The organism is Amycolatopsis sp. lyj-90 (assembly GCF_046549035.1).
Classification (GTDB): domain Bacteria; phylum Actinomycetota; class Actinomycetes; order Mycobacteriales; family Pseudonocardiaceae; genus Amycolatopsis.
In genome coordinates, this window is sequence record NZ_JAJPWP010000005.1 from 642,004 (window position 1) to 657,109 (window position 15,106).

The 15,106-nt window shown below is 68.8% G+C and carries 11 protein-coding genes; 5 read left to right on the forward strand and 6 right to left on the reverse strand.

Going from position 1 to position 15,106, the window contains the following annotated elements; all coding sequences use genetic code 11:
* Nucleotides 1-41 precede the first annotated feature (41 nt).
* Nucleotides 42-995, forward strand: a complete 954-nt coding sequence (locus ACLJPX_RS22410) for an Ldh family oxidoreductase (protein WP_410601784.1) — start codon at nt 42-44, stop codon at nt 993-995.
* A 643-nt stretch (nt 996-1,638) separates the two neighbouring features.
* Here the strand turns inward: ACLJPX_RS22410 and ACLJPX_RS22415 are convergent.
* Both ACLJPX_RS22415 and ACLJPX_RS22420 read right to left on the reverse strand, forming a co-directional pair.
* The gene (locus tag ACLJPX_RS22415) at nt 1,639-1,857 is read right to left on the reverse strand and encodes an RNA-binding S4 domain-containing protein (RefSeq protein WP_005149665.1); all 219 of its coding nucleotides are present in this window, start codon (nt 1,855-1,857) and stop codon (nt 1,639-1,641) included.
* A gap of 7 nt (nt 1,858-1,864) precedes the next feature.
* The gene (locus tag ACLJPX_RS22420) at nt 1,865-2,626 is read right to left on the reverse strand and encodes a trypsin-like serine peptidase (protein ID WP_101611824.1); all 762 of its coding nucleotides are present in this window, start codon (nt 2,624-2,626) and stop codon (nt 1,865-1,867) included.
* A gap of 147 nt (nt 2,627-2,773) precedes the next feature.
* On the opposite strand from ACLJPX_RS22420, the gene ACLJPX_RS22425 reads away from it, so the two are divergent.
* From ACLJPX_RS22425 to ACLJPX_RS22440, 4 genes are all read left to right on the forward strand, one after another.
* Nucleotides 2,774-3,598, forward strand: coding sequence for an SDR family NAD(P)-dependent oxidoreductase (locus tag ACLJPX_RS22425; RefSeq protein ID WP_410601785.1), 825 nt, complete (start codon nt 2,774-2,776; stop codon nt 3,596-3,598).
* A gap of 120 nt (nt 3,599-3,718) precedes the next feature.
* Nucleotides 3,719-4,375 carry a hypothetical protein gene (locus tag ACLJPX_RS22430; protein WP_410601787.1) on the forward strand — a complete coding sequence of 219 codons (657 nt, stop codon included), beginning with the start codon at nt 3,719-3,721 and terminating at the stop codon, nt 4,373-4,375.
* Between the two features lie 106 nt (nt 4,376-4,481).
* Nucleotides 4,482-5,744: an MFS transporter gene (locus tag ACLJPX_RS22435; RefSeq protein ID WP_410601788.1), complete on the forward strand. Its 1,263-nt coding sequence runs from the start codon at nt 4,482-4,484 to the stop codon at nt 5,742-5,744.
* A gap of 293 nt (nt 5,745-6,037) precedes the next feature.
* On the forward strand, nt 6,038-7,174 hold the full coding sequence (locus ACLJPX_RS22440; RefSeq protein ID WP_233223066.1) for a sensor domain-containing diguanylate cyclase: 1,137 nt from the start codon (nt 6,038-6,040) through the stop codon (nt 7,172-7,174).
* A gap of 89 nt (nt 7,175-7,263) precedes the next feature.
* On the opposite strand, the gene ACLJPX_RS22445 is transcribed toward ACLJPX_RS22440, so the two are convergent.
* Genes ACLJPX_RS22445 through ACLJPX_RS22460 form a run of 4 tightly spaced genes read right to left on the reverse strand, consistent with a single transcriptional unit; the run spans nt 7,264 to nt 15,097 of the window.
* Nucleotides 7,264-12,204, reverse strand: coding sequence for an RHS repeat-associated core domain-containing protein (locus ACLJPX_RS22445; RefSeq protein WP_410601789.1), 4,941 nt, complete (start codon nt 12,202-12,204; stop codon nt 7,264-7,266).
* Nucleotides 12,205-12,237: 33 nt separating this feature from the next.
* Nucleotides 12,238-12,750: a YbaB/EbfC family nucleoid-associated protein gene (locus ACLJPX_RS22450; protein WP_410601790.1), complete on the reverse strand. Its 513-nt coding sequence runs from the start codon at nt 12,748-12,750 to the stop codon at nt 12,238-12,240.
* The gene (locus ACLJPX_RS22455) at nt 12,747-13,076 is read right to left on the reverse strand and encodes a type VII secretion target (protein ID WP_101611830.1); all 330 of its coding nucleotides are present in this window, start codon (nt 13,074-13,076) and stop codon (nt 12,747-12,749) included. Before ACLJPX_RS22455 ends, ACLJPX_RS22450 begins: the two co-directional genes overlap by 4 nt.
* Nucleotides 13,073-15,097: a hypothetical protein gene (locus ACLJPX_RS22460; RefSeq protein ID WP_410601792.1), complete on the reverse strand. Its 2,025-nt coding sequence runs from the start codon at nt 15,095-15,097 to the stop codon at nt 13,073-13,075. The genes ACLJPX_RS22455 and ACLJPX_RS22460 overlap by 4 nt, the downstream gene beginning before the upstream one ends.
* Nucleotides 15,098-15,106: the final 9 nt, after the last annotated feature.

Below are 15,106 nucleotides of genomic sequence, written 5' to 3' on the forward strand. Positions count from 1 at the left end.
TTCGTTGACGCCGAAAAACGCACTTAGGCACCCTCGGCGGAGTGCCCCTCAGACCTCGCTCCCTCCGCCGTGCGCCCGTCGAGCCGATCCCCGAACCGGCCGAACCCTCCCCGATCCCGGAACAGGTCTGGCAGCGCGTCCCGATCGACGCCCTGATCGACCTCGTCACCGAGGTCTTCACCTCGCACGATCTGCCGTGGTCGCGCGCCCGCATGGCCGCCGAGGCGTTGTGCCACGGCGACCTCACCGGAACCCCCGAATCGGGGGTCGCCGAACTGACGCGGCTGCATCTGCCGATGCTGGTCAACGGCATGGTGCGGCCGCGCGCCGAACCGCTGATGATCGCCGACCGCGGCGCCGCCGCCCTGATCGACTACCGCCGCGCGCCGGGGCTCTGGGCCGTCGGTGACGCGATGGACCGGGCGGTGTCCCGCGCGGGCCGGTACGGCGTCGGGCTCATGTCGGTGCGCGGCGTCGGGCCGTTCGGCCGCGCCGGGCACCACGCCGCGAGGGCGTTGCCGCACACCATGATCGGGCTCGTCATGGCGGCGGGCGGGGAGCGCGGGACGGCCGCGAACCCGCTCGGCATGGCCGCCCCCGCCGGCGCGTACCCCGAATTCGTCCTCGACCTGGACACCCTCGCGGACACTGCCGGTGCGGCCAGCGCCTCGATTGCCGGCTTTTCCCTGCTGGTCGAGATCTTCGCCGGGGTCCTGTCGGGCGTGGGCGACCACGATCACGACACCGGTCTCATGGTGATGGCGATCGCGCCGACGACGCTGCGCAGCGCGGACGGTTTCTACAAGGCCGCGAGCGCGTTGTTCGGCAGCCTGCTCGGCTGGGAAGGCGGGACCCCGGTCCGCTACCCCGGCTGGCGTGAGGCGCAGTACCTCGAACAGTGCCAGGCGCTGGGTGTCCCGCTGAACGAGCCGGTGCACCGGGAGCTCGAAGAACTCGCCAAGGCGTTGCGCCTGGCGCCACTGCAGGGCCGCTAGGCCAGGACGAGCTGAAGGGGACTTTCCCCGCATGAGACGCGGTTAAGGGAGCTTTCGCCGCATGTGATGCGGGGAAAGGCCCCTTCAGCTCCTGCTAGGCCAAGACGTCGTGAGTGGCGCGCTCGTGCCCGTCCTTCGGTGCCGGACGCAGGGCGGGTGTTGCGGAAGCCACGTTCCCGCTCCAGCACCCTGGTCACCCGGAAGTACGTGAAGGACCCCTTCATTGCGCTAGGCGCCAGGGCTCCGGCAAAGTCGGCTATCCGCTGGTCACAGGGGCGACGGAGTGGGCTCGTCATCCGTGGCCTGACACGCTCCCCAAATGTCCACAAAGGACATTTCCGGCGCATCTTTGCCCGATTTGAGTGGTTCGCGGGGAGGTCGTGAGCGGTAAGTGTCGTTCTAACGCTTCTTATCACTCACGACCCCCGCGCGAAACCGTGCAAAGCGCTCGAATCGGGCATGAATGGGGCGACCGTGGCGATCACGAGAGTAGTGAAGGCCTCCATCACTACTCTCAAGGTAGGCAAGGGGTCCTTCACGGCCCGACCCCGTGAACGACCGCAGCCAGAATCCAGTAGGTACCTAAGCCACCTTTTGCCCAATCCCGAATCGCCACTCACGACGCCGCGCCTGACCAGGGCCGCTAGGCCAGGACGACGCGGCCGCCTTCGCCGCCGACCTCCACGACGTCGCCGTTCGTCAGCTGACGTCCGCGCCGGACCTCCACCTCGCCGTTGACCGTGACCTCTTCGGCGTCGAGGAGGTCTTTGGCGTGCGAGCCGTCTTCGGCGAGGTTGGCCAACTTGAGGAACTGGCCGAGGCGGATCGGCTCGCCGGTGATCGGGACGTCGTGGATGCTCATGGGGAGATCATCCCCGCGTGTCCATCTTCCGGTACAAGGTGGCGACGTCGGTGTCGAAATAGCTGCTGTAGGACGTGTCCGGATCGTCCCCGCCGTACAGATAGCCGCCGATCACGCCGACGACGGTGCCGAGTTCGGTCTTCGGATCGGGGTCGACCACCCACGGGCCGCCGCTGGTGCCGGTCGTGAAGCCGGGGCAGGAGACGCGCATCTGGTAGGTGTCGGCCTGCTCGCTGGCGCCGTGGCAGACGACCGGCGCCTCTCGTTCGTCCGGATAACCCGTCAGGGTGATCGTGTGGGCGAACCCGCCGCCGGCCACCAGGTTGTTGGCACCGGTGACGCTTTCGAGAGTCTTCGGGTTACCTGCCTGACGCGCGGTCGCGAATCCGACATCCAAGTCCGGATCGGACGAATCGGCCCAGCCTTCGGGAACCTGCGGATCCGAGACGTCCCAATAGCCGTAGGGCGCGACGCCGTCGTGATAGCCGGGCGCGAACGAGATCCCGGTCGCGTACTCGCCGCCTTCGCCGTCGTGGAGGCAATGTGCCGCGGTGAGCAGGAGATCTCCCGGGCCACTGTGGACGACGCTGGCCGTGCAGAAATGCGATCCTTCGATGAAGAGCGCGCCGATCGCCGGGTTGAGCGGCGAAGCAGGAGTGGCCGCCACGGTCGCCGCGGCGGCGGTGTCGGCGTCGGTCCCGTCGGGATCCGACGCGGCGGAGCAACCGGTCAGAACGACGCAAAGAGCGAGTAACAGGGCGCGGCGCATCGCCTTCCTTTCGCTCGTCCACGGCTGTCCTGGCTACAGATCACCATAAGCGGTCCACGAACACAGCCCGAATCGATCAACGCACAGCAAGCTCACAGCCGTAGTATGTGTTACCTCCGGTAACAGTCGAGCTGGATGGGAGCGGGTATGAAGTCGTTCACGGACAAGGTCGTGGTGATCACGGGCGCGGGGTCGGGAATCGGTCAGGCGCTCGCGGTCGACCTGGCGGGGCGCGGGGCCAGGCTGGCGCTGTCCGACGTCGACGTCGTCCGCGCGGCCGGCACCGTCGCGCTGTGTGAAAAAGCGGGCGCGACCGCGAAGGCGTACGAGCTGGACGTCGCGGACCGTGACGCCGTTCTCGCGCACGCCGAGGAGGTCGCCGTCGATTTCGGGGGCGCCAACGTCGTGGTGAACAACGCCGGGGTCGCGCTCGGCGCGACGGTCGAAGAAATGACCTGGGACGACTACGACTGGCTGATGGGGATCAATCTCGGCGGAGTGGTCAACGGGACGAAAGCCTTTCTGCCGCAGGTGATCGCTTCGGGTGACGGGCACATCGTCAACCTTTCGAGCGTGTTCGGCTTCATCGGAGTGCCCACGCAGAGTGCCTACAACGCGGCGAAATTCGCGGTGCGGGGGTTCACCGAGGCACTGCGACAGGAAATGTTGATCGCCCGGCATCCGGTCAAGGTCAGCTGCGTGCATCCCGGTGGCATCAAGACGAATATCGCCCGCGACGCGCGGGGCGGCGTCGAGCGGGACATCGACAAAGCCGCGGAGGGCTTCGAAAAGATCGCGAGGACGACACCCGCGAAGGCCGCGCAGACCATCGTGCGCGGTATCGAACGGGGGACGCCGCGCATCCTGATCGGCCCCGACGCCTATGTCATCGACGCGATTCCCCGGGTTCTCGGCTCCTTTTACCAGCGGCCGTTGGCACTGCTGGGGCGCTTGGGGATGAGGAACCTCTGAATGGAGTAACCCTCCGTGGTCCGGACGGCTCGGGATAACTCGATCGGGGTGCGTTACTTACGGCGGCGTCGGAAATGCACCACAATGCTCAAGTTCGTGATTCCCCTTCCGGAGGTCCCCATGCCGCGCGCCGCCCAGCGCCGTACGCCGACCGACGCCGCGCTCTGTGCGAGCGTGCCCGTCGAGACCGCCGAATTGCTGGACCGGACGGGGATCATTGCGGCGAGTCTGCCGAAACGGCGGCGCAGCCCGGAGAACGAGCCCGTTCCCGAGCCGATGCCGGTCCGGACCCCGGTCTGCGATCCGGTCGTCGACAAGGATCTGCGGCCCAAGGCCGTCGTCATCCACCGCCGCGCCCGGTCCTGGCTGGTCGGCGGAGCGGGCGTGGCCCTGCTCGCGATCGGCTGGTTCGCCGGTACGTTCACCCTCGAACCGGTCGATGACACCGCCTTGCCCGAGCAGCCGTTGCCCGCCGTGGTGACCCAGCAGGCCACCCCGCCGCCCGCACCGCCCGCGCCGCAGGCCGCCCCGGTGACCGTCTATGTCCCGGTCACCGTGAAGCAGCAGGCGCCCGCGACGACGAAGAGGAAGCCCGCCAGGGAACAGGTCGTCGCCCTGCCGCCCGCCGAGACCCGGCCGACGGAGCAACCACGCTCCGACACCGGATCGCGCGACAAGACCACGGAGGGCTTCCGGAACATGATGGATCCCGCCGTGGCGAGCTCGCTGGCGATGGAAATGGCACAGGGGATGATGGGCTACGGCGCAGGCCGCTGACCACGCGGAATCGTCTCTCCACAGTGGACACTCACCGTCGTCGTGGGCCGGATGGTCGCTGACACAACGGAAGTGATCGACTACCGTGAGCCAAGGGGAGGGGCTCATGGAAAAGGGGGATTCCGCTCGGAGCACCGCGTTCATGGCGGCTTTCGCCGTCGGCGAGTTCCGGGCGTTGTGGGCGGCCGAGGCGCTTTCGCAGGCCGGTGACCAGCTGGCCAGGGTCGCTTTGTCGGTGCTGGTCTGGGAAAGAACGGCGTCGGCCGGGTTGACCGGGCTCGCCTACGGGCTGACGTATCTGCCGACGCTGATCGGCGGCACCCTGTTCGCCGGGCTGGCCGACCGGTATTCGCGGCGGACGGTGATGATCGTCTGCGATCTGCTGCGCGCGGGGATCGCGGCGCTGATGGCAATTCCGGGGACACCGCTGCCGGTGCTGGCCGGGCTGCTGGTGATCCTGACGATGGCGGGCGGTCCGTTCCGGGCGGCGCAACTCGCGCTGCTCCCGGACGTCCTCGAGGGCGAACGGTACGTCGCGGGGCTCGCGGTCCGGACGATCACCATCCAAACGGCACAGCTGGCGGGCTTCGGCGGCGGCGGGCTGGTGATCGGGCTCGTGACGCCCTACTGGGGACTGGTGATCGACGCGGTGACCTTTGTGGTCTCGGCGCTCCTCGTGTCCACAGGGGTTCGTCGCCGGACACCCGCCGCCACGGAATCATCGGTGAAAAGCCGGGTGGCACGGGCTTTCAGTGGTGAAGGCGCCCGGGAACTGTGGCGTGGCAAGGGAATCCGGGTACTGTTCGGACTGAAGATGCTCGCCGGGTTCGCCATCGCGCCGGAAGGGCTCGCGGCACCGCTCGCCGTCGGACTCGGGGCGGGGACTTTCGCGGTCGGACTTATTCTCGCGGCGGATCCGGTCGGTTCGGTAATCGGATCGTGGATCTTCACGAAATGGGTTCCCGCTCGGCGGAAAACGCGAATGGTCGGCATTCTCGCCATTGCATCCGTTGTTCCTCTGCTTTTTGTCTTCTTCCGTCCGTCGCTGCCGGTCTGCCTCGCGCTGATCGTGCTCAGCGGGGCCTGCGCGGCGCCGTACCACCTGCAGGCGGTCGCGTTGATGGCCCGCGCGGTGCCGGACGGCGTCCGGGCACAGGTGATGGGCCTGACCTCGACGAGTTTGGTGACGGTGCAAGGAATCGGGATCATGCTCGCGGGCGGTCTCGCCCAGTTGACCGGTCCGTTCGTGGCCGTCGGGGTGGCCGCGGCGGTCGCCGTCGCCACGGCGGGCCCGATGGCGATGGCGTGGAAACGCACCATCGCCACCGGGCCCGATGTATGGCTCCCGGCCGGGAGCCGGACCGGCTGAATTGGTGGGATCAGTCCTCGCGACCGTTCATGATGGTCCTCCCTCCCACTGCTCCATCTGTGTGTTCCGAAAATAACGCGAGCCACCCTCAGTACTACCTCGGATACATTGAAATGTGTACGGAAGGGGGACCGGTGACGATGATTATGGGGGATGCGGAACTCGCCGGAGAAGGGGCCGGCACACGTCTGAGAGCCTGGGTGGGACGCTGGGAGTTATGGTCCGGACCACGTGGCGTACCTGCGGTTTTTCTTATTGTGGAAGGACTTGCGGCGGCACTCGCCGTAATCGCCTTGCTCCGATCGAACTACGAGACTACGGAATTCGTCCGATTTGGATCACTGCTCGGCCTCGCCTTCCTGCAGGCCGAGCTTTCGCGTTCGGTGGAACGGCTGCGGCGCACGCTTTGTGACCGGCCGCACATCAACATGACTTCGGTGTGGACCTTCGCGGGGGTGCTCGTCCTGCCGCCGGGGCTCGCGCTCGCCCTCGGACTGCTCATCTACCTGCACCTTTGGCTCCGGGTATGGCGGGGGATGAGCCACCGCCCGGCCTACCGCGTCGTGTACTGCGCGGCGGCGATAGTGCTGTCCTGCCTGGCTTCGGGGGCCATCGTCGCGGGCTGGAACGGCCTGCCCGTCGGGTTCACCGGGTCACTGCGGATCGTCGAGGCGGCGGCCGTGTTCACCGTGGCCAACGCGGTCATCGTGGCGCTCTCGGTCTACCTGCACACCGGGGGCCGGTCGCTGCGTTCGCTGTTCGGCACCGGTGACGACAACCTGCTGGAAGTCACCACGCTGGTGCTCGGGACGTCGACCGCGCTGGGCATCGTGCACGCGCCCGCGCTCGTCCCGTTCGTCCTGCTGCCCGTCCTGGTGCTGCACCGCAGTGTGCTGGTGCGGCAGCTGGAGATCGCGGCGAACATCGACGGCAAGACCGGGGTGCTCAACGCGCACGCGTGGCATCTGCTGAGCGAGCGGGAGCTTTCGTCGGCGGCCAGGGCGAAGAGCAAGCTCGGCGTGCTGATGCTCGATCTCGACCACTTCAAGCAGGTCAACGACGTCTACGGCCATCTCGCGGGCGATGTCGTGCTCAAGGTCGTCGCGACGACGATCTCCGAGCACGTACGCGACTACGACTCTGTCGGGCGCTTCGGCGGCGAAGAGTTCGTCGTACTCCTGCCCGGCGCGACGGAGACCGAAGTGATCCCCGTGGCCGAGCGGGTCCGGCAGGCGGTGATGGACATCGAGGTCGAAGTCGGGACGGTTTCGGGGCCGCGGACCGTACGAGGCCTTTCGGTCTCGATCGGCGCCGCGGTCTATCCGGCCGGTGGGACCGTTCTGGAACGTCTGCTGCATGTCGCCGATTCCGCGCTCTACCAGGCGAAGCGGAACGGCCGGAACCGCGTCGTCTCGCTCGCCGCCGCCTGACTCGCCCTGACCCGCCCGCGTTTCGTCCTCTGGTTGCGGTACATGCACACGCAAGTACAGCAACCAGAGGACGAAACGCGGGAGGGAGGTCAGTCGGTGTCCATCGCGTTGGGGTCCTTCTTCTTGCCGGTGTCGAGCGGACCGAAGCCGCCGGCCTCCAGCTTGTCCCAGTCGGCCTTGGTCGGCGTCTTGTAGGCCGCGTCGTGGATGTCCTTGAGGTCGTCGTCGTAGGTCCGCTTCACCTGGTCCGGCCACTCGCCGTCCCGGACCGTGTCCCGGGTCAGGTGCAGTTCCCTGCGGTCGAGATCGGACAGCGGCGGGGTGGTCGCGGTCGTCCCGGGGCCGGTCGAATAGGTGAGGCCCTTACCGCTGGCGTGCGCGTCGTCGATCATCTTGTGGTACGAGTCGTCCGCGATCTTGCCGTCGAGGGTGTTGTTGGTGTCCTTGAACGGCTTTTGGAAGGCGTAGTCGAGCTGGTTGAGCTGGATCGCGGTGTTCGGGTCGCCCGCCTCGATCGCGTTGCGCTCGGCGTCGCGGTAGGACTTGCCACTGAAGCCGGAATCGCCCTCGTAGCCCTTGTTGCCGGTGCCCTGGTGCGAGGCGTGCGCGGGTTTGGCCTCCTGGTAGGCCCAGGCGTGGTTCTCGATGTCCTTCTGGGCGTGGCCCGAACCCCGTGCGCCGCCACTGCCGCGGCCGATCGCCTCGTAGGGGATCGGGTGCTCTGACTCGTGGGACTGCCCGGAGACCTTGTCCCGGCCGTCGGCCTTGAGGTCGTTGTCGTACTTCCCCGTGAGCCGGTTCTGCTCGCGCTTCTTCGCGCCGTGCGTGCCGTCGGCGTAGCTCTGCGGCGGACGCCGCGGCTTCTTCGGTCCCGGCGTCGGCTTCGGCTTGGTGACCCGGTTGCCCGGCGACTTCTTCTTGCCGAGGGCGGCCTTGGCCTGCGCCTTGGGGCACGGGCTTTTCGTCGGCTTCGTCGCGACGAGACCGAGCGGGTCGATCATGTCCGTCGGGTTGCCGACGTAGGCCAGCGAATCCGACGCCGGTTCGAGGCCGAGCGGGTCGTGCGAGAGGTACCGCCCGGTGTCCGGGTCGTAGTAGCGCTTGAAGTTGTAGTGCAGCCCGGTTTCCGGGTCGTGGTACTGGCCGGGGAAGCGCAACGGCGTGTACGCCTGCCCCGGCGGCGAAAGCACCTTGCCCCACAACGAGGTGTGCACGTGCCAGGCGACGTTGCCCGCTTCGTCGACCAGTTCGCTCGGTGAGCCGACGAGGTCGGTGACGATGGCGTGGAAGCGGGCGTCCTGTCCCGGGATCCGTTCGATCTGGGTGATCGGCCGTTCCGTGCCCGGTTCCCAGTCCCAGACGACGGCGACGCCGCCTCGGATCTCCTCGGCGAGGTTCGAGCCGTCCCAGACGAAGTCGATCTGTTCGAGGATCCGGCCATGGAGGTCGAGGTGCTGTTTCGCGATCCGCCGCCCGAGCGCGTCGTAGTGGTAGAGCCACCGCTCGCCCTCGGGCGTGACGACGCCGGTCAGCCGGTCGTCGGAGTTCCACTGGTAGGTCCAGTCGCGGCCGAGTTTGCGGCGGGCGATCGTGCGGCCTTCGGTGTCGTGCAGGTACGACGTCGAACCGGCACCGGTCACCAGGGTGCCCTGGTAGTGCCGCGGTCCGACGGCGGGATCCGCGCCGGGCCAGCCCGCCTGCGTGATCGCGCCGGCGAGGTTGTAGCCGTAGCTTTCCCGCCAGCCCTGCCCCTGGACGTCGACGACCCGGCCCGCGCGGTCCACCCGCAGCGAACGCGGCCCCGAAATCAGGTCCGAGATCGACGAGACGAGCCCGTCCCGCAGGTAGCCGTACTCGCGGTGCTGAACGACACCCCGGCCATTGGAAACGGTCTGGGAGGTCAGCCTGTCGGCGGCGTCCCAGCCCTGGCGCAGCTCGACCGGCGTGCCGTCGAGGCGCCGCAGCACTTCACGACCGGAGGGGTCGTACTCGAAACGCATGGTGCGCCCGGCGGTCCGCAGCGCGACGGGGCGGCTCGCGGCGTCGTAGGCGAAGAACGACTCGGCGCCCGACGGGGTGCGGCGGCCGACACGGCGGCCGGCGGCGTCGTACTCCGAGAGGACGGCCTTGCCGTTGAGGGCTTCCGCGACGATCCGGCCCAGCGCGTCGTAGGCGATGGTGACCTCGGAATGCGCGTTGCGCGCCGAGGTCATCCGGTCGGCCGCGTCGTAGGTGAACGTGGCGACGTCGTCGCCCGCCCGGCGGCTGACGACCCGGCCGAGCGCGTCGCGTTCGATGGCGACGGTCTGGCCGAGACTGTTGGCGCGCAACACCAGTTGCCCCGCCGCGTCGTAGCCGTAGTGGGTGGTGCGGCCGTTGAAGTCGGTCTCGCTGATCAGGTTGCCGGCGGGATCGTAGTCGTAGCGCCAGACAAGGCCGTGTTCGTTGGTGACCGAAACCAGCCGCAGCTCGGTGTCGTACGCGTAGGACAGCCGATCGCCGTCCGGGCCGATTTCGGCGGTGGGCAGGTCGAACTGCGAGTACTCGGTGCGCACCGAAAGCCCGCGGGGGTCCACCGCTTCGTCGGTATAGCCCTCGGTGGTGCGGTTCCAGTGCCACACGGAGCCGTCGGGGTCTATCTGTTCGGCGATTTCGCCGAAGCCGTCCCACTTCGTCCTGGTGACCTCGCCGAGCGGGTCGGTGACCGAGGTGGTCTGCCCGAACTCGTCGTAGGTGTACCGCGTGATCCCGCCGAGCGGATCGGTGATGGAGACCGGCAGGCCCGCCGCGTCGGACTCGATCAGCGTGACCCCGCCGAGCGAGTCGGTCACGACCGCGACGTTGCCCGCGTCGTCGTACCCGTAGGTGGTGGCGGCGCCGGTCGGATCCGTGGCACGGACGACCTTCCCTCGCGCGTCGTACTCGCGGCGCCAGACCGCGCCGTCCGGTCCGGTCATGCTGGTCCACCGGTTCAGCGCGCTGTACTCCGCGAGCGCGCGGCCGCCGTCCGGCTGGATCACGGTGACGACGTTGCCCTCGTCGTCCATTTCCCACCGCGTCGTGCGGCCGAGGGCGTCGGTGCGGCTGAGCAGTTTGCCGAAGCTGTCGAGCTCGTACCTCGTGGTGTTGCCCAGCGGATCGGTCTCCGCGACGACCCGGTGCAGTTCGTCCAGCTGATAGCGGGTGACGTGGCCGAGTGAGTTCGTGACCGACGTGACCCGGTTTTCCCGGTCGTAGGCGATGTCGACGTCGAGGAAGCCACCGGTGCCCTGCGCGCGGACGACGCGGCCTTCGGCGTCGAACCCGTACCCGTACGAGCGCCCGTTGACGTCCTCCCAGCGCACGATGCGGCCCGCGGCGTCATAGGTGAACCGCAGGGGCGAACCGGCACCGTCGACGATCTCGACCAGACGGCGCCGCTCGTCGTACCGGTAGCTCTGGACCGCGGTTTCCGCGCCGGGCAGGCGAAGTGCGGTGACGAGACCGTCCTTCGACTCGACGAGCAGGCGGTATCCGGCGGTGTGCTCCAGTTCGCGCGGAACGCCGTTTTCGTCGTAGCGCAGGAAGATCCGGTGCCCGTCGCCGCCCCCGATCCCGCGCAGCGGGAGCGTGTCCCCGGCGCCGGAGAAGAGCAGCATTCCGTCCGGAGTGGACACCGCGTAGCCGTCGTCCACTTTGGACAGCGGAAGGCGCTGTCCGAAAGCCGGGTAGACGGGGGCGTCCGACAGGGGGACCGGATAGGTCAGCAGCGACCCGTCGGCGAGCGCGAGATGCAGGCCGTCGTCTTCGACCTCGATCCGCTGGTCCAAAGTGGACGCCCACGACGAGCCGAAGAACCGGCCGAGCGAGTACGACGAAAGATGCGTTCGCGACACGGTCAGCGGCAGGACACCGGCGAACACGACGTCGTCCTGCGTCAGCATCATCGAGCCGGTCGCGACGTCGACAGGGTCGCCACAGTCGTCGCGCTTCTTGGGCGGGACCCCGTTGCCCGGATCGTTGTTGTTGTTCTTGATCCGGTTGTCCGGCTCCGGCTTGGGGGCGCCGCGCTCCTTGGGCGGAGGCGGGCTGCCGGACGGCGTGGTCGGCCCGTCCGGGGTCTCGTTCTTCGGCGGAGGCGGCGGGTCGTTCTTCGGTGGCGGCGGCGGTGGTGGCGGGTCGTTCTTGGGCGGCGCGCCGGACGGCGACGTGTCGCCGCCCTTGTCGCCGTTGGGGCTGCTCTTGGGCGTCGTGCCTTCGTCCAGCTTGTTCGGCTTGGGCCCAGGCGCGCCCTTGCCGGGCTGCAGCTTCTTCAGCGCCTTGGCCGCGTCGGCGAACAGGTCGTCCGCCCGCTTCAGCAGCGGCATCAGCGCTTTGAGCGCCTTGACGGTCTTCTTCGTCAGGTTCGCGATCTTGCTCGCCGTCTTCGCCACGGCGTTGACCACCTGCGGGACCACCCAGGTCAGCCCGATGCCCAGGGTGAACAGCACCTGCAGCGCCCAGCTGATCATGTGCCCGATCAGCTCGGCGATGATGTCGCGCACCAGCGCGCGCACGGCGGCGACCACCTCGCCCGCCGTCTTCACCCCGCTGGAGGCGCCTTCGCAGCCCGCCTTCGCCGCGTCCAGCAGGGTGACCGTGTCCTTGGCCCGGTCGCGGTAGGTGTCGGCCGCGATCCCGGTCCAGCTCTGCAGATCGGCGGACACCATCCCGGCCAGATCCGCGCCGACCGCGCCGAGTTCGGTCGCGATGTTCTTCCACGTCTCGGAGTTGGCGTTGATCTCGTCGGCGTTGCCGGTCAGCGCGTCGAGCGCTTCCTTGAGCGGGCCGACGTGCTCCATCAGCCAGCCGACGCCGTTCGCGAGGATCGCGCCGAAGGGGTCCATCGCCATCGACAGCGCGTCGAGCGCGGTTCCGACCGCGCCCAGCGCCACCGAAGCCCAGTCGCCGCTTTCGATGGCCGATTTCAGATCGAACGCCGACTCCAGCAGAGAGGAGCCGGTGTACGCCTTCGTCGAGTCCTTTACGTCCGCGACCAGTGGGTTACCCAAAACGACCTTCTTCGATGTTCAGGAACGACGTGCTCACCAGGGTGAGTTGCCCTCGTCGTCCGGTGCTTCATGGCGCTTGTCACGAGGCGCCTGCGGGGTGTCGGAGGACGGCGCGGGGGGAGCGTCGTCCGGAGCAGGCTCTTCCTCTTCGATTTCGGGGAAGCGGCTGCGCAGGGTGCCGATCATCAGCGACCGGGTCTCCTGGTCTTCGTCGCCGAGCGTCTCCTGCATGACCTCGGCGACCTGACCCGAGATCCCGGCCTGCGCCCGGTGCATGGTCGTGAGGATCTGCCGCGACAGCTCCTCCAGCGGGTACGTCCTCGCCTTGGTCCCGAATTCGAGGCCCGTCACGCCGCCGTCCGCCCCGACGGTCACCTTGACGGCACCGTCGGAGCTGGACGCGGTCAGCCGCAACTGCTCGGTCCGCTCCTGGGCGGCCGCGTAGCGCTGTGCCTTGTCTTCGAGCCCTTGGGCCCACTGGTCCATCTTGCGTTGTGCCTCGTCGGGATCCCGGATGAGATCCCCGAGTTCGTTCGGGCGGGTCACTTCTTTCCTCCGATGTCCAAGGCCTTGAAGTCGGCGTTGAACGGTTCCGCGTTGTTCTTGTCGCCTTCCACATAGGACTTCGCGGCGGTGCGGACGTTGTCCGCCGTCGTCCGGATCCCTTCCGCGGCGGACTTGATCGCCTCCGCCGCGCGTTCGCCGGTCGGGTTGACGATCGGCGGCAGGAACGCGCACAGCAGGCCGTACGCGTCCGCCGACATCGCCGATCCGGTCGCGCCGTGCGCGGTGTCCAACCGGTCCACGAGCCCTTCGAGATGGCTCGCGTGCGCGGTCAGGTCGTCCGGATCGACTTCGAACGAAGCCGTCACTTCCAGTCCTTGTTCTTCCAGTCACCGATCACCGGCGGCGCGACGATCTCGTCGGCGGCGAAGAAGGACGGGTCGTCGGATTCGAGGTAGTCGGCGGCCTTGTGCTCCTTGTCGTCCTCGCCCTTCCCCTTGCCACCGGGCGCCATGCCGCCACCCATCGGGCCCATGCCGCCGGGGGTGCCCGGCTTGCCGGAACCGGAACCGGAACCGGCCGCACGGGCCGCGGCCGCCTCGGCGTCCATCGCGCCCGCGGCGCCGCCCATACCGAGCGCGCCCGTCGACCTTCCGGCGCCACCGAGACCGCCTGCGCCCGAGCCGCCCGCACCGGAGCCGCCCGCACCGGTACCGCCGCCGAAGCCGCCGGTACCACCGATTCCGCTACCGCCGGTGCCTCCACCCGGGATGTTCGGCATGCCGAACTTGGGCGAGGTGTACGGCGTGGGCTTGACCGACGAGGGGTCCGGGAACGTCGGCCCGCCGAGCCGCTCGCCGATGCCACCCGGTCGCGGCATGGGCGGGATCTTCGGCATGACCGGTCCCGGTCCGCCGCCGGGGATGTTCGGCATGCCGATGTTCGGCGGGTTGTACGGGAGACCGCCGCCGGGGCGCGGGCCACCGGACTCGGGGATGGGGATGTTCGGCGGGTTGAACGACGGGGGCGTCACCGACGGCGGCGTGTAGCCCGTGGTGTGCGTGCCCTCGTCGATCTTCGGCATGTTCGGCGGCTGATAAGTCGCCGCCGGGGCACGGTAGCTCTCGCCACCGCCCGGCCCGTTCGGGATGTTGATGTTGGGCATGGCCGGGTTCGAGCCGGGGCCGCCACCGGGACCGCCACCAGGGCCGCCGCCACCGGGGAAACCGCCGCCGCTGAAGCCGCCGCCACCGGGACCACCGCCGGGACCGCCACCGCCCGGGCCGCCGTTCGGCGAGCTGAAGGGCGACACGGTGCCGGGCCCGCCACCGGGACCGCCCTGCGGCGACCCGTCGATCGAAGCGGCGATGCCGTCCGGGCGCGTGCGGTCCGAGCCCGCGTTGAAGGGGCTGGGGCTCTGCGTGCCGTCCGCGCCTTCGGGCGACATGCGGTCGCGAAGGGAGGCCGGCGAAGCGCCACCGCCGCCGGACATCGGAGTGCCCCGCAGCTGCCTGGTCGCCTGCGCCGTCGGCAGCTTCGGCGGGGGCGGGAACGCCGGGGTGGCGATCGCCGAACCGACCGTGCTGTCGAACTCGGTCATCACCTTCGCGGCCTGGTCGCGCGCGTCCTGCTGCTTCTTGAAGGTCTCGAGATCCTTGCCGAGCTGCGACATGTACTGCTGCGGGTCTTTGATCGTCTGCAGGTTGGCGTTGGCCTCCTGCACGCTGAACGCCACCGGCGGATTCGCCTTCATCAGCTTCTGCGTCTCGTTCAGCGTCTGCGAGTGGATCTGCTGCTGACGACCGGTCAGCGTCGCGCCGTTCGCGGTCGAGCCGAGCCACTTGCCGACCCCGGCGAGGTGCTCGCGGGCCGCGTCGCCGCCTTCGCCCTGCCAGTTGCCCGTGCTCGCGTTGATCGCCTTCGCCAGGTTGCGCTGGTGCGAGGCCAGGTCGTTGCCCGCCCGCACCCACTCCTCGGAGGTCTCGCCCACCGCGGCCGGATCCGCGTTGCCCGAGATCACGGTCTGCATCTGCTCGTGGGTGGCGTTGCTCCAGACCGTGGACGGCGGCTCGCCGGGCTTGCGGATCTCCAGATCCTTGTCGAGACCGTCGCGCGCCTTCTCCAGCTGCCCCTCGTACATCTTCTGGGTGAACTGGTCCTTGAAGCCGTTGAGCGCCGTGTCACCCCAGCCGAGGAGATTGAAGATGACGTTGGTCCCCGCCGCCGCCCCGGCCCGGATCTCGTCACCGGAGGCGGCCTCGTCCGCCAGCGGCCCGACGTAATAAGCGGACGACGAATCGGCCGTGACGTCGTAGTGCGGGTCGAGCTTGTTGTAGTCGGGCGAGGCGGGGTCGGAGACCTTCGCGGTCTTCTCCGCGGCTTCGGTCACGGGTCTCTC

What these genes read in the sequence shown, in the direction of transcription:
- ACLJPX_RS22415 (WP_005149665.1), bottom strand. Translation starts at nt 1,857, where the DNA reads ATGAGCATCCACGACGTCCCGATCACCGGCGAGCCGATCCGCCTCGGC.
- ACLJPX_RS22430 (WP_410601787.1), top strand. Translation starts at nt 3,719, where the DNA reads ATGCCGCGCGCCGCCCAGCGCCGTACGCCGACCGACGCCGCGCTCTGT.
- ACLJPX_RS22420 (WP_101611824.1), bottom strand. Translation starts at nt 2,626, where the DNA reads ATGCGCCGCGCCCTGTTACTCGCTCTTTGCGTCGTTCTGACCGGTTGC.
- ACLJPX_RS22435 (WP_410601788.1), top strand. Translation starts at nt 4,482, where the DNA reads ATGGAAAAGGGGGATTCCGCTCGGAGCACCGCGTTCATGGCGGCTTTC.
- ACLJPX_RS22425 (WP_410601785.1), top strand. Translation starts at nt 2,774, where the DNA reads ATGAAGTCGTTCACGGACAAGGTCGTGGTGATCACGGGCGCGGGGTCG.